Origin of the sequence: Streptomyces sp. A 4/2, from assembly GCF_940670765.1 — a bacterium.
GTDB lineage: Bacteria > Actinomycetota > Actinomycetes > Streptomycetales > Streptomycetaceae > Streptomyces.
Genome location: NZ_CALNVW010000031.1, coordinates 186295 through 203345, shown reverse-complemented (window position 1 = coordinate 203345; position 17051 = coordinate 186295). Strand labels below are relative to the sequence as shown.

Sequence of the window (17051 nt, the reverse complement as noted above, 5' to 3'; positions counted from 1 at the left end):
GGTCGCGCGACGCCCCGCGTCGCGGCGGCTCACGCCGTGGTGCCCCGATCCCTTCGGCCGCTGTACGTAAACCCCTTCAAGGAGACCTTCATGAACACCTTCCGCTTCCCCCGTGTCGCCCTCGTCGTCGCGGGTGCGGTCGTGCTGCCGCTGGCGCTGTCCGCCTGTTCCAGCGACAGCTCGAAGGACAGCTCCAAGGACAAGTCGGACAGCAAGCCCGCCAGTTCGGCTTCGGCGCCCAAGTCCGACGCCATGGACACCAGCAAGCCCTTCGGGCCGGGCTGTGCCACCGTGCCGAAGAGCGGTGCGGGCAGCTTCAACGGCATGGCCCAGGACCCGGTCGCGACCGCCGCTTCGCACAACCCGGCGCTGTCCACCCTGGTGACCGCCGTCAAGAAGGCCGGTCTGGTCGACACGCTCAACAACGCCCAGAACATCACCGTGTTCGCGCCGACCAACGATGCCTTCAACAAGATCCCGAAGGCCCAGCTGGACAAGGTGCTGGCTGACAAGGCGATGCTGACCAAGATCCTCACCTACCACGTGGTGGGTCAGAAGCTCGCGCCGAAGCAGCTGGAGAACGGCTCGTACCCCACCCTGGAGAAGGGCACGCTCACCACGGCGGGCTCCGGTGTGTCGTACAAGGTCAACGACACCTCGAGCGTCGTCTGCGGCAACGTCCCGACGTCCAACGCCACCGTCTACATCGTCGACACGGTGCTGATGCCGAAGTAACACCTGATCCGACCTGATCCTTCGGGTGCCGTGCACCGAACGCTCCGGGCCGCCGCGCTTCCCGTGCGGCGGCCCGCGCGCACCCGGTACGGCGATCAGGCGTTACGGCAGAGAACCGGTCCGGCCGGCGGTCGCCCCCTCGTACCCTTGAGCACGATGAGACGCAAGACATCCCGGCCCCCGGCGCCGCTGCCGCAGCGCGAGGGAATCGATCCGGTCCGGCTGAGGCTCCCGCTCGACGGCGCGTGGGCGACCGTGCGTGACCATCTGGTGGAGCGGCTGCCGGGCGGGGCCGCGGCGGTCGACGCGATGCTGCGCGAGGGTGCGTTCGTCGGCGCCGACGGGCCGGTCGGCGCGGCCACCCCGTACGCGCCCGGCACCTCGGTCTGGTTCCACCGGGACTTCCCCGACGAGGTGCCCGTCCCGTACCCCATCGACGTCCGCTACCGGGACGACCACATCCTCGTCGCCGACAAGCCGCACTTCCTCGCCACCACCCCCCGGGGCAGCCATGTCACCCAGACCGCGCTGGCCCGGCTCCGCCACGACCTCGGGCTGCCCGCGCTCAGCCCCGCCCACCGGCTGGACCGGCTGACCGCGGGGCTGGTGCTGTTCTGTGTACGGCCAGGGGAACGCGGCGCGTACCAGACGCTGTTCCGGGACCGGAAGGTACGCAAGGAGTACGAGGCGGTCGCGCCCTACCGGCCCGCGCTGGTCCTGCCGCACACCTCGCGCAGCCGGATCGAGAAGGTACCGGGGATCGTCGCCGCCTTCGAGACACCCGGCGAGCCCAACAGCGAGACCCGGGTGGAACTCCTGGCGCACACCGGGGGACTCGGGCGCTACCGTCTCACCCCGGTCACCGGCCGGACACACCAGCTGCGGGTCCACATGAACGCGCTGGGTGTTCCGCTGCTCGGAGACCCGTTCTACCCGGTGGTCACCGATCCCCCGCCGGACGACTTCACCCGCCCCCTCCAACTGCTCTCGCGGGTACTGGAGTTCACCGATCCGGTGACCGGGAAGGAGCACCGCTTCGAGAGCGGTCGCACGCTGCTGGCCTGGACGTCGTACGAGGAGTGGGCCGCGGGCCGCCCCTGACAGGAGAGCGGCCCCCGCCGGGAATTCCCGGCGGGGGCCGCACACTCACCGCTCACCCGGGCGGTCAGCCCACCGAGCTGTACGCCACCACGCCCCGGCGCACCGCGTCGACCGCCTTGCGGGCGTTCCGCGAGACCGTGCTGCCCTCGCCCGGCGCCGCTGCCGCGATCTGCCCCAGGACGTCGATGACCTGCTTGCACCAGCGCACGAAGTCGCCTGCGGGCATCTCGGCGTCGCGCAGCACCTCGTCGAGTCCCTTGCCGGACGCCCACTGGTAGGCGGCCCAGGCGAAGCCGAGGTCGGGCTCGCGCTGGCCGACGCCCTCCGTCTGGTTGATCTTGAAGTCCTCCTCCAGGGCATCGAGCCTGCCCCAGATGTGGACCATCTCGCCCAGCGCGGTCTTCGCCGCCCCCGACGGCACCTTGGGCGCGACCGCGTCGTCGGACTGGCGGGCCTCGAAGACCAACGCCGAGGCGCACGCGGCCAGTTCCGCGGGGCTGAGCCCCTCCCAGACACCGGCCCGCAGGCACTCCGAGGCCAGCAGGTCCAGCTCTCCGTAGAGCCTGGCGAGCCGCTTGCCGTGCACCGTCGCCTCGTCGCCGCGCAGATAGTCCAGCTCGGTCAGCAACGCGTAGATCCGGTCGAAGGTACGGGCGATGGTGTTCGTCCGGCCCTCGATCCGGCGCTCCAGCTGCTGGGTGTCGCGCCGGAGCCGGTGGTAGCGCTCGGCCCAGCGGGCGTGGTCCTCGCGCTCGTCGCAGCCGTGGCAGGGGTGCGCGCGCAGCTCGGACCGCAGCCGGGCGATCTCCCGGTCGTCGGCCGCCGCGGCACGCTGCTTGCGGTGCCGCTCGGGCACGATGTGCCCGGCCTTGGTACGCAGCGCCGACGCCAGATCCCGCCGGGACTGGGGCGACCTGGCGTTGAACGACTTCGGGATGCGCATCCGCTCCAGCGACTCGACCGGAACCGGGAAGTCCATCGGGGCCAGCCGCTTGACCTGCCGCTCGGCGGTGAGTACCAGCGGCCTCGGCCCGTCGAACGTCTCGAAGCCGCGGTGCCCGTTGGCCCGCCCGGCCGGCAGTCCCGGGTCGAGGACGAGGGCGAGACCCGCGAACTTGCCGGTCGGCACATGGATCACATCGCCGGGCTTCAGCTTCTCCAGCGAGTCCGCGGCGGCGGCCCGGCGCTGCACGGCGCCCTGCTTGGCCAGCTCGGTCTCGCGGTCCTTGAGCTCACGGCGCAGCCGCGCGTACTCCTCGAAGTCGCCGAGGTGGCAGGTCATGCCCTCGCGGTAGCCCGCGATGCCCTCCTCGTTCTTCTGCACCTGCTTGGAGATGCCGACGACCGACTTGTCGGCCTGGAACTGGGCGAAGGAGGTTTCGAGCAGTTCGCGCGAGCGGTGCCGTCCGAACTGCTGCACCAGGTTCACGGCCATGTTGTAGGAGGGCCGGAAGCTGGAGCGCAGCGGGTACGTACGGGTACCGGCCAGGCCCGCGAGCGCGCCCGGGTCCATGCCGCGCTGCCACAGCACCAGCGCGTGCCCCTCGACATCGATGCCGCGCCGCCCGGCCCGGCCGGTGAGCTGGGTGTACTCACCGGGGGTGATGTCGGCGTGCTGCTCGCCGTTCCATTTGACCAGCTTCTCCAGCACCACCGAACGGGCCGGCATGTTGATGCCGAGTGCCAGGGTCTCCGTCGCGAACACGGCCTTGACCAGGCCGCGTACGAAGAGCTCCTCGACGACCTCCTTGAAGGTCGGCAGCATCCCGGCGTGGTGTGCGGCGATGCCCCGCTCCAGACCCTCCAGCCACTCGTAGTAGCCGAGGACGTGCAGGTCCTCGCGGGGGATCGAGGCGGTGCGCTCCTCGACGAGCTCGCGCACGGTCGTGCGCGCCTCCTCGCTGTTGAGCCGCAGTCCCGCGTACAGACACTGCTGTACGGCGGCCTCGCAGCCGGCCCGGCTGAAGATGAAGGTGATCGCGGGCAGCAGCCCCTCGGCGTCCAGCCGTGCGATGACCTCGGCCCTGCTCGGGGTCCAGATCCGGCTGCGGGAGCGCCGCTCGCGCTCCCGGTCCGCCTCGCGCACCATCTTGCCGCGGCGGCGGTCGCGCGGGTTGTAGGTGCGCTGGTTCTCCTGCCGGGCCATCCGCAGCAGATCCGGGTTGACCTCGCGCTTGGCGCCGCCCCGGCCGCCGTGGTCGGTCGACTCCTCGAAGAGGTCGTACATCCGGCGCCCGGCCAGCACGTGCTGCCAGAGCGGCACGGGCCGGTGCTCGGAGACGATCACCTCGGTGTCGCCGCGGACGGTGTCCAGCCAGTCACCGAACTCCTCGGCGTTGGAGACGGTCGCCGAGAGCGAGACCAGGGTCACGGACTCCGGGAGGTGGATGATCACTTCCTCCCACACCGCGCCGCGGAAGCGGTCGGAGAGGTAGTGCACCTCGTCCATCACCACATGGCCGAGCCCGAGGAGCGCCTGCGAGCCCGCGTACAGCATGTTCCGCAGGACCTCGGTGGTCATGACGACCACCGGGGCGTCCGCGTTCACGCTGTTGTCGCCGGTCAGCAGGCCGACCTTGTCCGCGCCGTAACGCTTGGCCAGATCCGCGTACTTCTGGTTGGAGAGCGCCTTGATCGGCGTGGTGTAGAAGCACTTGCGGCCCTGCTCCAGGGCCAGGTGCACGGCGAACTCGCCGACGATCGTCTTGCCGGAGCCGGTGGGCGCCGCGACGAGCACGCCCTTGCCCGCCTCCAGGGCCTGGCACGCCTCGATCTGGAAGGGGTCGAGCTCGAAGTCGTACATGCCACGGAAGGGGGCCAGCGAAGTGGCCTCCTCGGCAGCTCGGACGCGGGCGGCTGCGTATCGCTCAGCGGGCGAAAGGTCCTCGGTCATCTTGTGATCGAGCCTACCCGCCGCCTCCGACAGTCAGCCCGATCTTTATTTCAGCATTTCAACAGCCGATGACCCGGGCCGCTCCCGGCACGCACTCCACGGTCAGCGGCAGCGCTCCCAGCGGCTCCCCGTCCGCGTACGCCGTGATCCCGGCGGCCTCCAGCCGGACGCTGCGCGCCCGGTACGACGTGACCACGGGGTGGCCGAGGTGGGTGCCCCGGTAGACCTTCGGGAAGACCTTGACCAGCGTCGTACGGGAGCAGTCGCCGACCACGGTGACGTCGAACAGCCCGTCGTCCAGCTCGGCACCGGCACAGATCCGCATCCCGCCGCCGTACGACGAACCGTTGCCGACGGCGACCAGCGTCGCCTCGATCTCCAGGGCCGGACCGTCGTCGAGGACGAGGCGGTACGGGACCGGGCGGAAGGCGGCGAGCTCGGCGACCATCGCCAGGTCGTACTTGAAGCGCCCGGCCGGCCAGCGCATCCGGTTGCCGCGGTCGTTGACCCGGGAGTCGAATCCGGAGGCGAGCACCGTGCCGAACCACCGCTCCCCCACCCGGCCCAGGTCGATGTCCCTGATGTTCCCGGCCTTGAGCGCGGTGGCCACCGAACGTCCGGCGGCGGCCGGGTTCCGTACGGGCACCCCCAGCTCGCGGGCGAAGTCGTTGCCGGTACCTACGGCCACCACTCCCAGGGGGGTGCGGGTGCCCGCGACGGCCTGCAGGGCGAGGTTGATCATGCCGTCCCCGCCGACGGCTATGAGCGCGCCGGTCCCGCCCGCCACCGCCTCGCGCGCCCGGTGCAGCGCGTCGTCCGCGTCGGCGCCGAGCACGGTGCGTACGGAAAAACCTGCGTCCCGCAACGCGGAAGCGGCCGGCTGCGCGGCGTGCGCGCCCCGGCCGCGTCCTGCGGTGGGATTGACGAAAAGGGTGATCTCGCTGGTCACCCGCCGGACCTTACAAGGTCAGGTGATGTCGTCGTAACCGTTGAGACCGGACGGCCTGGAAGCATCCGCTTCGCCTCCGGCCTGCTCGGGCATCCGGGAGGCCGGAACGGTCTCCACCTCGCCCACGTCCTCGGGTGTGAGGTCGAGATCGGAGGCCTCGTCGTCGTCGGGGCCCTCCGCGGCGCGGAGCTTCTTGCGCCGGTCGTTCATCAGCGAGATGACCGTGGCGACGCCGTACAGCACCCAGATCGGCCCGGCCAGCGCCAGCATGGTCAGCGGGTCGGTACTGGGAGTCGCGACCGCGGCGAAGACCGTGATGCCCATGATCATGCCGCGCCACCAGCCGGCCATCCGCTTACCCGTGATGATGCCGACGAAGTTGAGCATGACGAGCAGCAGCGGCAGCTCGAAGGAGAGCCCGAAGACCACCACCATGCGGGTGATCAGATCGAGCAGATCGTCGAGTGGCAGCTGGTTGTCGAGCCCGGCGGGCGAGAAGTCGAGGAGGACCTTCGCCATCGTGGGGAGCGTCTTGTACGCGAAGAAGCCACCCGCGAGGAAGAGCGGGAAGCCCGCAGCCACGAAGCCGATCGTGTACTTGCGCTCGTGCTTGTGCAGACCTGGCGCGACGAAGGCCCACAGCTGGTAGAGCCAGATCGGCGAGGAGAGCACCACACCGGACATCAAGGAGACCTTGAGCGCCAGGGTGAACGGAGTCAGCAGACCGTTCAGGACGATACGGGCGCAGGTGCCGTCCTTCTTCTGCGAGAGCTCCGCGAAGGTCGAATGGCAACCGACCGCGTGCAACACCGGGTTGGTGAAGAATTCAATGATGTCCCTGTAGAAGAAGGCAGCGGCGATCGTGACGACGACGATCCCCAGCAGCCCCTTCGCCAGCCTGTTACGCAGCTCACGCAGGTGCTCCACAAGGGGCATACGCCCCTCGGAGTCCTTGGCCTCTTTGCGGGCAGACACGAGCAACCCACGTCCTCATCTTGTGCGGCGGGCAGCCGCTGACCGCGGCGCCCGCTCCGGCCCGGTTGTCAGCGCTTGGTCGAGTCCGAAGGCTCGGTCACGGGGCGAGCGCTGGTGACGTCTCCCGGGGAAGCCTGGATCGTACGCGGGACGTCGGTCTGCGCGTTGGTGTCCTGGGGCGGGTCGGCGGGGGCACTCTGGTGGCCGTCCGACTTCATCGCCTTGGCCTCGCTCTTGAGGATGCGGGCGGACTTGCCCAGCGAACGGGCCATGTCCGGAAGCTTCTTCGCACCGAACAGCAGGACGATGACGACGAGGATCAGGATGATCTCGGGGGCGCCGAGCCTTCCGAACATAAGCTGTACCTTCTCACCGAGGCGGCTGGGGTGGGCTGCCGACCGATCGGACAGGTGTCCGGCCGTCGTACTGGCAGCGATCGTAACCCGCGGGAGTAAACGCAGGGCAATGCCTGTGCAGACTCGCGATTGCGGCCCGCGCCTCGCTCCCGGGGCCGCGACCAGCAGCGTACCGCTCGAAACGGCCCTGTAGCAGACCGCAGCCGTTCTATCCCAAACTTTCGCCACTCCGGGCCAGGCCCGTGGCGGCGCGCTCCAGCCCTTCGGCCGCGGTATTGATCTGCTCCGTGGCGCGGGCCACTTGGCCGCCGAGGCGCCGGGCCTCGACGAAGACCCGCACGGCGAGCACGCCGAGCACGGCGATCCCGAGGAACCCGAGAGCGATGGCGGTCATCGGCCAGAACATGTACCCACCCTAGACAGTCGAGTGGAGGCGCAGCGTCCGCACGCCCCCGCCGGTGAGGAGTTCAACGATCCGCTCACCGGCCGGCTTACGCACCGACGACCCGCACTCGGGGCAGGTGAAGGAGTAGAAGGTCGTACGGCGGCTGGCGCCGATCGCCAGCCTGAAGGCGCTCGCGGCCAGCTCGAAACGGCCCCGGCAGTCCGGGCAGGCCGCCTTGAAGACGACCGGACCCACCTGGGCCGAGAAACCGGGCATTACAGACATATTCCGCAACTCCCTTTATTCCTGCCCGTCATAGGCGGCGAGCGCCTCGCGGGCCGCGAGCTGCGCACTGGCCGCCAGGCCCTGCGGCGAGACGATGCGCCCCTCCCGGCCCAGCCGCAGGGCGAGCCGGCGCAGCGACGCGGGGTCGGGGGTACGCAGCGTGATCCGCAGGCCGCCGTCGGCCAGCTCCTCCGCGCTGTCGTGCGGGTAGTACTCGGCGACCCAGCGCCCGCCGGGACCCACCTCCACGACGACCTCGGGGTCCTCGGCGGCGGGCTGGACGAGCCCTTCGGACAGATCACGCAGTTCCAGCTCGGGCGGCGCGGAAGCCTCGTCGAGCAGCCTGATCTCCGCCACCCGGTCCAGCCGGAAGGTGCGCCTGGCCTCGGAGAGATAGCACCAGGCCTCCATGTACGTATGACCGACGGCGAAGAGCCGGATCGGGTCGACCTCTCGCTCGGTGAGCTCGTCACGGGCGGGCGAGTAGTACCGCAGCCAGAGCCTGCGCCGCTCCGAGATGGCCCGGTCGACGTCGGCGAAGACACCGCCCTCGGACTCGAAGGTCACCGACAGCCGGGAGCTGGCGCCCGCCACCTCGCCCGCCGCGGCCTCCAGCTTGGCCGTGGCCCGCAGCAGGGCCTGCCGGTCGCCCTCACGCAGCCCGGGAAGGGTCGCCACGGCGCGCGCGGCCACCAGCAGGGCCGTGGCCTCGTCGGCGGCCAGCCGCAGCGGCTCGGCGACGTCGTCGGCGTTGTGCCACCAGATGGACTCGCCGTCGGTGTCGATGTCGAGGAGGTCCCCGCCCCGGAAGCTCGTACCGCACATGGGAAGCACGTCGAGGTCGGAGATCAGTTCGTCCTCGGTGATACCGAAGGCGCGCGCGACGTCCGCGACGCGCGCGCCGGGGCGCTCGCGCAGATAGGTCACCAACGACAGCATCCGGCGGGTCTGGTCGATCGCGTTCGTAGCCACGTGCTCCTCAGTCCTTGGCCACGGCACGCAGCCGGTCGACCACATCGGCCCGCAGATCCGCGGGCTCCAGCACGATCACATCGGGACCGAACTCGACGAGCCAGGCGTCCAGCCCGTGGCCGTACGGAATCTCCAACTCGTCCCACCCGCCGCCGAGTTCCCGGCTGGACGTGGCGCGTGAGCGCAGGGGGTACCCGGCTCCCGCGCGCAGCCGGATCAGCGCGGTGCGGGTCGCGGTCTCCCCCGCCCAGGTCTCCACGGTCTCGCGCACGGTCACCACGTCCGGCACCTCGGCGGTGAAGGCCCCCGCCCTGGACCGGACCCGGCCCGCGATCCGGGAGAGCCGGAACACCCGCTCCGCGCCCCGGTCCCGGTCCCAGCCCGCCAGATACCAGTGACCGCGCCAGCACTCCAGGGTCCAGGGCTCGACCTGACGGGGCTCCGGGCGGGCGGCGTTGGCCTTGCGGTAGTCGAAGGCGACCGGGCGGCGGTCCCGGCAGGCCAGCATCAGCGGCTCGAAAGCGGCCTCGTGCACCGGAATCCGCGGCTCCAGCGCGCCGTGCTGCACGGCGTACGGGTCCTCGGCCTCGGGCATCCCGGCCGCACGGAGCTTCTGCAGCGCGCCGCTGGCCGCGCCGGCCAGCCGGGCCTGCTGCCACACCTTCGCGGCCAGGCCGAGAGCCGCCGCTTCCTCTGCGTCGAGGGCGACCGGCGGGAGCCTGTTGCTGTCGCGGCGGGCCAGATAGCCCGCATCACCGTCCAGGCTCTCGACCGTCTCGATGACCAGCCCGAGTTCGCGCAGATCGTCCTTGTCGCGCTCGAACATCCGGTTGAAGGAGTCGTCGGACCCCGCTTCGAGGTAGGCCTCGATGGAGCCCCTCAGCTCGCGCTTGCTGAGCGGGCGCCGGGTTCCGAGCAGGCACAGCGCCAGGTTCATCAGCCGCTCGGCCTTGGCAATCGCCATCGACGCCCTCTCTGAGGTCCGGGCGTGTCTTCCCGGGCGGTTCACCCGGAAGAATGCAGCACGCTTCGACCGTCGACCGTACCGCTCCGTGGTGTCGTGGCAAAAGCCGAGGGCCCGTGCCGACCGGCACGGGCCCTCAGAAACGATCAGTTCCGCTCAGACAGCGATCAGGTCGCAGACGAAGATCAGCGTCTCGCCCGGCTTGATCCGGGCACCGGCGCCGCTGTCGCCGTACGCGAGGTGCGCGGGGATGGTCAGCTGGCGACGGCCGCCGACCTTCATGCCCTGCACGCCCTGGTCCCAGCCGGAGATGACCTGGCCGACGCCCAGCTGGAACTGGAGCGGGGTGCCGCGGTTCCAGCTCGCGTCGAACTCCTCACCGGAGGAGAAGGCCACGCCCACGTAGTGAACGCTGACCTTGTCACCGGCCTTGGCGACGGCGCCGTCGCCCTCCCAGATGTCCTTGATCTCCAGGTCGGCCGGCGGTTCGCCGCCCGGGAAGTCGATCTCGGGCTTCTCGATGCTCACGTAATTGCTCCTACTTCTTGGTACTGGGCAACCGGGACAGTCTTACATTGCCGCCAGAATGTCGACGACGAAGACCAGCGTCGACTTGGCAGGCAGGTCCGCGCTCTGCGCCTTGTCGCCGTACGCCAGGTCCGGCGGAATGACCAGCAGGACCCGGCTGCCGACCTTCTTGCCCACGAGGCCCTGGTCCCAGCCCTTGATGACCGCACCCTTGCCGATCACCGTCTGGAACGGCTGGCCGGACTTCCAGGAGGAGTCGAACAGCGTGGCGGAGGACTTGCCCTCGTTGGCCTTCCACGCGGCGCCGCTGTACTGCATGTACACGGTCTGGCCGCTCTTGACCGTGGCGCCCTTGCCCTCGATCAGCACCTTGTCGACCAGCTTCTTCGGCGGGTCGCTCTTCGGCACCGCAATGGTGGCGGGCGCTTCCTGGTCGGCCTTGATCTGCGGGAGGTCCGACGGAACGGCGGACTGGGTGCCCTCCGCCTTCTTCGGGATCACCTTGTCGATGTCGAGCGCGAAGACCAGGGTGTCGGTGCCCGTGACACCGAGCTGCTGCTGGCCCGCACTGCCGAAGGCGGCGCTCGGCGGAGCGACGACCAGCACGCGGCTGCCGATCTTCTGACCGGTGACGGCGTCGGCGAAAGCCGGGATGATGGTCTTGGAACCAGCGGTGATGAGCTGCGGCGCTCCGCCCTTGTCGAACGAGCTGCCGAGGTCCTTCCCGCTCTTCCAGATCTTGCCGGTGAAGTTCGCCAGCACCAGGTCGTCCTTCTTGACCACGGCGCCGCTGCCCTGCTTGACGACGTGCACGACGAACTTGCCGCTCGGATCCTTCTTGGGGATGGTGATGGTCGCCTTCTTGCCCGCGTCACCACTGACCGTGGGAAGCGGGGACGCCGAATCGACAGGCTTGGGCACGGCCGTCGAAGAGGGCTGGGCGGTGGACGAAGCCGAGTCGTCCTTCTTCTTGGAGTCCTCACCTCCGCAGGCGGTCAGCACCAGGGCCGGCACGATGAGCAAGGCTGCAAGACGGCGTCGCACAGTGGTCCTCGGGGTAGCTGGGATGGTCATCATCGGCCGCCACTCTACGACCCTGCGCCTCCGGTCCGGGCTCGCGGCATGCGTGAGGGCCCCGCACAGCGATCTGTGCGGGGCCCTCACGCAGCCGAAGGGCGACGGTCACATTCCGGCGATGAGCTTCTCCACCCGGTCGTCGACGGACCGGAAGGGGTCTTTGCACAGCACGGTGCGCTGCGCCTGGTCGTTGAGCTTGAGATGCACCCAGTCGACGGTGAAGTCCCGGCGCTGCTCCTGGGCCCGGCGGATGAAGTCCCCGCGCAGCCGCGCCCTGGTGGTCTGCGGGGGCACGGACTTGCCCTCGAAGATCTTCAGGTCGTCGCAGATACGGGCGGCCTGTCCGCGCTTCTCCAGCAGGTAGTAGAGCCCGCGGCGCCGGTGGATGTCGTGGTAGGCGAGGTCTATCTGGGCGACCCGCGGGTTCGACATGGTCATGTTGTGCTTCGCCCGGTACCGCTCGATGAGTTTGTACTTCATCACCCAGTCGATCTCGGTGCCGATCCGGTCGAGGTCCTCGGCCTCGACCGCGTCGAGGGTGCGGCCCCAGAGCTCCAGGACCTGCGCCACCTGGCCGGTACGGATCCCGCGGCGGTCCACGAAGTCCACGGCCTTCTCGTAGTACTCGCGCTGGACTTCGAGCGCCGAGGCCTCACGGCCACTGGCCAGACGCACCTTGCGCTGGCCGGTGATGTCGTGGCTGACCTCGCGGATGGCCCTGATCGGGTTCTCCAGGGTCAGATCGCGCATCACCGTGCCCGCTTCGATCATGCGCAGTACGAGGTCGGTGGCGCCGACCTTCAGCAGCATGGTCGTCTCGGACATGTTCGAGTCGCCGACGATGACGTGCAGCCTGCGGTAGCGCTCGGCGTCCGCGTGCGGCTCGTCGCGGGTGTTGATGATCGGACGGGAGCGGGTGGTGGCCGAACTGACACCCTCCCAGATGTGCTCCGCCCGCTGGCTCACGCAGAAGACCGCTCCGCGCGGAGTCTGGAGCACCTTGCCCGCACCGCAGATCAATTGGCGGGTGACGAGGAAGGGAATGAGAATGTCCGCGAGCCGGGAGAACTCTCCGTGGCGGGCGACGAGGTAGTTCTCGTGGCAGCCGTAGGAGTTTCCTGCCGAGTCGGTGTTGTTCTTGAAGAGATAGACGTCGCCCGCGATTCCCTCCTCGTGCAGGCGGCGTTCGGCGTCGACGAGCAGGCCTTCGAGAATGCGCTCGCCTGCCTTGTCGTGGGTGACCAGCTCAGCCACGTTGTCGCACTCGGGAGTTGCGTATTCCGGATGCGATCCCACGTCGAGGTAGAGGCGGGCGCCGTTCCGCAGAAAGACATTGCTGCTGCGGCCCCATGACACAACACGGCGGAAGAGGTAGCGCGCCACTTCGTCAGGTGACAGTCGGCGCTGTCCCCTGAATGTGCACGTGACGCCGTACTCGTTCTCCAGCCCGAAAATGCGGCGGTCCATGACTGAACATTACGCCTGATGGCCTGTCCTGAAACCGGGTTCGACGGCCCCGTTTCGATCATTTTCGGAAGCAGCCACGGCGGAGCCCGGACCGCCGGGAACTGCGAGGACCCGCTGCGTGAGGAGCAGGACGAGCAGAGCGGCGATCCCTCCGGCGCCCGCCGCCGCGAACCCTGCGGCCACGCCGCTCTCCACGGCCGGTCCGGCAACGGCCGTTCCCAGCGCGGCGCCGACGCCGAACGTGGTCACCAGCCAGGAGAACGCCTCGGTCACGGTGCCGCGCGGGGCGTGCCGGTCGACGACGATGAACGCGCAGGCGATGGCGGGCGCCAGGGAGACTCCGGCCACCGTCATCAGGACGGCCATCGCGGTCACCCCGGGCACCAGCATCAGCGGCAGATACCCGAGCGCCAGGCAGCCCACGATGACCCGCAGCCGTTTCTCCGCCGTACCGGGCCACTGGCGCGCGCCGTACAGCAGCCCGCCGACGAGTGCGCCGAGACCGATCGCGGCCATCAGCACGCCGTACGTCGCGTCACCGCCGTGCGCGTCGGCGTAGGCGACCGCGGCCACCGTGATCGAGCCCAGAGCCAGACCGACGAAGAAGAAGGCGCCGAGCAGTGCGAGCAGTCCGCGTGAGCGGAGGGCGCCCAGCCAGTGGGCCTCGCGGGGCGCGGAGCGCCAGGTACGGGAGGGCTCGGACACGACGACCGAGAGCGCCCCCAGTGCGCCGAGGGCGTTGACCGCGATCAGAGCGGTCGCCTCGGACCACAGCGACACCGCCAGGGTGATCAGCAGCGGGCCGACGGTGAACATCACCTCCTGGGCCACGGCGTCCATCGCGTAGGCGGCATGCACCCGGTCCTCACCCTTCAGGACGCTGGGCCACAGGGCGCGCAGGCCGCCCTCCAGGGGTGGCGTGAACAGGCCCGCGATCAGCATCGCGACGACGGCCGGCGGGAGGGGATCGGTGCCGACGAGGGCGAAGAGCACCATCCCGAGCGCGGAGACGACCGCGGACGGGAGCAGCACGCGCGGCTGCCCGTACAGGTCGACGGCCCGGCCCAGCAGCGGCTGGCCGACCGCGGTGGCCAGCCCGTAGACGGCGGAGAGCGCGCCGGCGAGCGAGTAGCTGCCGCCTTCCGCGCGGACGAAGAGCACCACGGCGATGGCGGCTGTCGCGTTCGGCAGCCGCCCGACGAGCGTTCCGGTGAGCAGGCGCGTCACGTGTCTGGTGCCGAAGAGTTCCGCGTAGCCCGCGGCCATGATCCGCCCCTTGTCTTCCGGCCGGCATCCGGTGGTTCCCGGTACCGCTGGAGTGTTACGTATAACGTCCGGGTTATACGTACCATGTGCGCAGACCGCGGGTCCAGACGGCCGCAGCAGGAACCGGCCGCACCCCGGCCCGAGTGGAGGTCCCAGTGGAGGTCCCGGCGGAAGTCCCGGCGGACGCCCGAGCGACGGGCGGGGAACCGGTGGTTCCGGCCCGCCCGACCAGTCGTGACGTGGCTCGCGCGGCCGGTGTCTCGCAGGCCACGGTCTCGCTGGTGCTCGGCGGCAAATGGCGTGGCCGGGTCTCCGAACGCACTGCGGGCGTGGTGCGCGAAGCGGCCGGACAGCTGGGGTACCGCCCCAATCTCGCAGCCCGCAATCTCCGGCTGGGCAGTACCCGCACCGCACTGCTGGTCGTCCCCGCGCTGACCACCGAATTCTTCGCCCGCGTCTACACGGGCGCGCAGGCCACCGCCGCCGAACACGGTTTCGGTGTGGTGCTGTACCCGTCACCCGACGGAGTGGGGCCGGCAAGGGATCCCTTCGCCTCGGCGCGGACCGCGCTGGACGGGGTCATCGCCTCCTCCATGGCCGTCGGCGCACTGGCCGCCATCCAGGGATCCGATCTGCCCCTGGTGATGCTGGACAGCGATCCGGCCCAGGAGGGCGCATCCGCGCATGTGAACCTGGCCATCGGCGACGGCATGCGACAGGTGACGGACCATCTGCTCGCCCTCGGCCACCGCAGGTTCGTCCACCTCGCACCGGCGATCGACTCCTGGACCTTCGACGTGCGTGCGGACGCGCTGCGGACCGCGCTGCGCGGTACCGAGGTCCGCGGCGTCACCGCCCCGTTGAACGTGGATGCCGCACGGCAGGCCACCGAAGCGGCACTCACCTGCGCCGGCCCCCGGCCGACCGCCGTGATCTGCGACGACGACATCCTGGCCGCGGGTGCCTGCAAGGCGGCCCGGCGACTGGGGCTGCGGATTCCCGAGGATCTGTCCGTGACCGGCTTCGACGACCTGGCGCTGGCGACCGCCGTCGAGCCGGAACTCACCACGGTGGCGCTCCCCGCCGAACAGATCGGCCGGCGCGGCATGACGGCGCTCCTCGCCGTGCTGGACGGCCGCCGGTACGAGAGCGACGACCTGCCGGTGAAGCTGCTCGTCCGCGGATCGACCGCGCGGGCGGCGGAATGAGGACGGCGTCCCGCCAGGTACCGGAGTCCGCGGCCACCGGCCCGTAACGGCGAGTGCCCCGGACCGCCACTGCGGTCCGGGGCACTCGTCCGGGCACGGACGGAGTCTGCTGGGCTACTCGTCCTCGTCCTCGTCGGACGGCGCGTCCGTCTTCGCCGTCGCAGCGTCGTCCGCGGCGAGCAGCCTGGAGAGCTGACGGCCGACGACGCGCTTGAACTTCCGCTTCTGCGGCCGTGTGCGGTCCAGGACGGCCACTTCGAGACGCTCGGCGGGAATCTCCCGCTCGCTTCCGTTGGTGTCCCTGGAAAGGGCCTGGACCGCCAGTTTCAGCGCCTCGGCGAGGGTCATCCCCTCGCGGTGCCGCTGATCGAGGAAGGTACTGATCGTCTCGGCATTACCGCCGACCGCGACCGAACCGTGCTCGTCCACGATCGATCCGTCGTGCGGCAGCCGGTAGATCTGGTCCCCGTCCGGCTCGGCACCGACCTCGGCGACGACCAGCTCCACCTCGTACGGCTTCTCGGCCGCGCTGGAGAAGATCGTGCCCAGCGTCTGCGCGTAGACGTTCGCCAGGCCACGGGCCGTCACATCGTCGCGGTCGTAGGTGTATCCACGCAGATCCGCGTAGCGCACCCCGCCGATCCGCAGGTTCTCGTACTCGTTGTACTTACCGGCGGCGGCGAAGCCGATCCGGTCGTAGATCTCGCTGAACTTGTGCAGCGCACGGGACGGGTTCTCGCCGACGAACACGATGCCGTCGGCGTACTGCAGCACAACCAGGCTGCGACCACGGGCGATGCCCTTCCGGGCGTATTCCGCCCGGTCGGCCATGGCCTGCTGGGGTGAGACATAGAACGGCGTCGACACCGGCTATCCGTCCCTTTCTGTCAGTGACGAGTGCATCGGAAGGGCCTCAGAGCAGCTCGGCGCGCGGACCGTCGGGCTGTTCGAGACGCCGCTCCAGGATCGCGCGGGCGAGCTCGGACCCCTCCGCCTCGGTCAGCCTGCGACAGCCTTCGTCGGTGATGACCGTGACGATCGGGTAGATACGGCGGGCCACGTCGGGCCCCCCGGTCGCCGAGTCGTCGTCGGCCGCGTCGTACAGGGCCTGTACGACCAGGGTGGTGGCCTGCTGCTCCGTCAGGTCGTCGCGGTAGAGCTTCTTCATCGAGCCGCGCGCGAAGATCGAACCGGAGCCGGTGGAGGCGTAGCCGTGCTCCTCCGAGCGCCCGCCCGTGACGTCGTACGAGAAGATCCGGCCCTTCTCGCGGTCGACGTCGTAACCGGCGAACAGCGGGACCACGGCGAGGCCCTGCATGGCCATGGAGAGATTGCCGCGGATCATCGTGGAGAGCCGGTTCGCCTTGCCCTCCAGCGAGAGGGTGGTGCCCTCGACCTTCTCGAAGTGTTCCAGTTCCAGCTGGAAGAGCTTGACCATCTCGACGGCGAGACCGGCCGTGCCCGCGATCCCGACCGCCGAGTACTCATCGGCCGGGAAGACCTTTTCGATGTCGCGCTGCGCGATCATGTTCCCCATGGTCGCGCGCCGGTCACCGGCGAGGACGACCCCGCCGGGAAAGGTCGCAGCGACGATGGTCGTCCCGTGCGGCGCCTCGATCGGCCCCTGGGTGGGCGGCAGCGGACGCCTGCCCGGCAGGATCTCCGGCGAGTGGTCGGACAGGAAGTCCATGAACGAAGAGGATCCCGGCGTCAGGAAGGCGGCCGGCAGACGCCCGGTGCTACGAGGGTTGGCTTCCACGCGTTTCCTTCCGGATAGGCGGCGGCCCCCCTTCTGGGGCCGGGCCGATCTTGCGACTGTGCACGGACCTTACCCGTGCCCGCACGGGTCATCCGCCCCGGTGCGGTCGGCTTCCGCCGACCGCACCGGCT

At 70.0% G+C, this 17051-nt stretch carries 17 protein-coding genes and 1 pseudogene; 3 read left to right on the top strand and 15 right to left on the bottom strand.

The window, feature by feature from the left end:
• Nucleotides 1-90 precede the first annotated feature (90 nt).
• Together NBY69_RS23645 and NBY69_RS23640 are read left to right on the top strand one after the other, a co-directional pair.
• On the top strand, nucleotides 91-735 hold the full coding sequence (locus NBY69_RS23645) for a fasciclin domain-containing protein (protein WP_250303306.1): 645 nt from the start codon (nucleotides 91-93) through the stop codon (nucleotides 733-735).
• 156 nt (nucleotides 736-891) lie between these two features.
• Nucleotides 892-1836 carry an RluA family pseudouridine synthase gene (locus NBY69_RS23640; RefSeq protein WP_250303305.1) on the top strand — a complete coding sequence of 315 codons (945 nt, stop codon included), beginning with the start codon at nucleotides 892-894 and terminating at the stop codon, nucleotides 1834-1836.
• A gap of 64 nt (nucleotides 1837-1900) precedes the next feature.
• Here NBY69_RS23640 and NBY69_RS23635 read toward each other — a convergent pair whose 3' ends face one another.
• From NBY69_RS23635 to NBY69_RS23580, 12 genes are all read right to left on the bottom strand, one after another.
• Nucleotides 1901-4729 (bottom strand): RNA helicase, encoded by a 2829-nt coding sequence (locus tag NBY69_RS23635; protein WP_250303304.1) that lies wholly within the window; start codon nucleotides 4727-4729, stop codon nucleotides 1901-1903.
• A 58-nt stretch (nucleotides 4730-4787) separates the two neighbouring features.
• On the bottom strand, nucleotides 4788-5678 hold the full coding sequence (locus NBY69_RS23630) for a diacylglycerol kinase (RefSeq protein WP_250303303.1): 891 nt from the start codon (nucleotides 5676-5678) through the stop codon (nucleotides 4788-4790).
• 18 nt (nucleotides 5679-5696) lie between these two features.
• Nucleotides 5697-6659, bottom strand: a complete 963-nt coding sequence (gene tatC, locus NBY69_RS23625) for a twin-arginine translocase subunit TatC (protein ID WP_250303302.1) — start codon at nucleotides 6657-6659, stop codon at nucleotides 5697-5699.
• Between the two features lie 62 nt (nucleotides 6660-6721).
• On the bottom strand, nucleotides 6722-7009 hold the full coding sequence (tatA, locus tag NBY69_RS23620; RefSeq protein ID WP_250303301.1) for a Sec-independent protein translocase subunit TatA: 288 nt from the start codon (nucleotides 7007-7009) through the stop codon (nucleotides 6722-6724).
• Nucleotides 7010-7217: 208 nt separating this feature from the next.
• Nucleotides 7218-7415, bottom strand: coding sequence for a hypothetical protein (locus NBY69_RS23615; protein WP_250303300.1), 198 nt, complete (start codon nucleotides 7413-7415; stop codon nucleotides 7218-7220).
• Between the two features lie 9 nt (nucleotides 7416-7424).
• Nucleotides 7425-7670, bottom strand: coding sequence for a hypothetical protein (locus NBY69_RS23610; protein WP_250303636.1), 246 nt, complete (start codon nucleotides 7668-7670; stop codon nucleotides 7425-7427).
• Between the two features lie 24 nt (nucleotides 7671-7694).
• Nucleotides 7695-8651 (bottom strand): YafY family protein, encoded by a 957-nt coding sequence (locus NBY69_RS23605; protein ID WP_250303299.1) that lies wholly within the window; start codon nucleotides 8649-8651, stop codon nucleotides 7695-7697.
• Between the two features lie 7 nt (nucleotides 8652-8658).
• The gene (locus tag NBY69_RS23600) at nucleotides 8659-9615 is read right to left on the bottom strand and encodes a YafY family protein (protein WP_250303298.1); all 957 of its coding nucleotides are present in this window, start codon (nucleotides 9613-9615) and stop codon (nucleotides 8659-8661) included.
• Nucleotides 9616-9771: 156 nt separating this feature from the next.
• The gene (locus NBY69_RS23595) at nucleotides 9772-10143 is read right to left on the bottom strand and encodes an FKBP-type peptidyl-prolyl cis-trans isomerase (protein ID WP_250303297.1); all 372 of its coding nucleotides are present in this window, start codon (nucleotides 10141-10143) and stop codon (nucleotides 9772-9774) included.
• A gap of 42 nt (nucleotides 10144-10185) precedes the next feature.
• Nucleotides 10186-11187: an FKBP-type peptidyl-prolyl cis-trans isomerase gene (locus tag NBY69_RS23590; protein WP_250303296.1), complete on the bottom strand. Its 1002-nt coding sequence runs from the start codon at nucleotides 11185-11187 to the stop codon at nucleotides 10186-10188.
• A gap of 138 nt (nucleotides 11188-11325) precedes the next feature.
• Entirely contained in the window at nucleotides 11326-12687 is a 1362-nt protein-coding gene (pafA, locus tag NBY69_RS23585) for a Pup--protein ligase (RefSeq protein WP_250303295.1), read from the bottom strand.
• 9 nt (nucleotides 12688-12696) lie between these two features.
• Nucleotides 12697-13953, bottom strand: coding sequence for an MFS transporter (locus NBY69_RS23580; protein ID WP_250303294.1), 1257 nt, complete (start codon nucleotides 13951-13953; stop codon nucleotides 12697-12699).
• Between the two features lie 239 nt (nucleotides 13954-14192).
• Between NBY69_RS23580 and NBY69_RS23575 the strand changes: the two genes are divergently transcribed.
• Nucleotides 14193-15161, top strand: coding sequence for a LacI family DNA-binding transcriptional regulator (locus NBY69_RS23575; RefSeq protein ID WP_250303293.1), 969 nt, complete (start codon nucleotides 14193-14195; stop codon nucleotides 15159-15161).
• Between the two features lie 114 nt (nucleotides 15162-15275).
• Here the strand turns inward: NBY69_RS23575 and prcA are convergent, their stop codons facing one another.
• From prcA to NBY69_RS23560, 3 genes and pseudogenes are all read right to left on the bottom strand, one after another.
• Entirely contained in the window at nucleotides 15276-16028 is a 753-nt protein-coding gene (prcA, locus tag NBY69_RS23570) for a proteasome subunit alpha (protein WP_250303292.1), read from the bottom strand.
• A gap of 46 nt (nucleotides 16029-16074) precedes the next feature.
• Complete coding sequence (gene prcB, locus NBY69_RS23565; protein WP_250303635.1) at nucleotides 16075-16890, bottom strand: proteasome subunit beta; 816 nt, start codon at nucleotides 16888-16890, stop codon at nucleotides 16075-16077.
• Nucleotides 16872-16970, bottom strand: a pseudogene (locus NBY69_RS23560) (recombination endonuclease VII); the annotation flags it as partial. The pseudogene NBY69_RS23560 and the gene prcB, both read right to left, overlap by 19 nt.
• Nucleotides 16971-17051: the final 81 nt, after the last annotated feature.

Coding starts and splice junctions, on each gene's coding strand:
- NBY69_RS23615 (WP_250303300.1), bottom strand. CDS start 7,415: ATGTTCTGGCCGATGACCGCCATCGCTCTCGGGTTCCTCGGGATCGCC.
- NBY69_RS23645 (WP_250303306.1), top strand. CDS start 91: ATGAACACCTTCCGCTTCCCCCGTGTCGCCCTCGTCGTCGCGGGTGCG.
- NBY69_RS23600 (WP_250303298.1), bottom strand. CDS start 9,615: ATGGCGATTGCCAAGGCCGAGCGGCTGATGAACCTGGCGCTGTGCCTG.
- pafA (WP_250303295.1), bottom strand. CDS start 12,687: ATGGACCGCCGCATTTTCGGGCTGGAGAACGAGTACGGCGTCACGTGC.
- NBY69_RS23640 (WP_250303305.1), top strand. CDS start 892: ATGAGACGCAAGACATCCCGGCCCCCGGCGCCGCTGCCGCAGCGCGAG.
- NBY69_RS23635 (WP_250303304.1), bottom strand. CDS start 4,729: ATGACCGAGGACCTTTCGCCCGCTGAGCGATACGCAGCCGCCCGCGTC.
- NBY69_RS23610 (WP_250303636.1), bottom strand. CDS start 7,670: ATGCCCGGTTTCTCGGCCCAGGTGGGTCCGGTCGTCTTCAAGGCGGCC.
- NBY69_RS23580 (WP_250303294.1), bottom strand. CDS start 13,953: ATGGCCGCGGGCTACGCGGAACTCTTCGGCACCAGACACGTGACGCGC.
- tatA (WP_250303301.1), bottom strand. CDS start 7,009: ATGTTCGGAAGGCTCGGCGCCCCCGAGATCATCCTGATCCTCGTCGTC.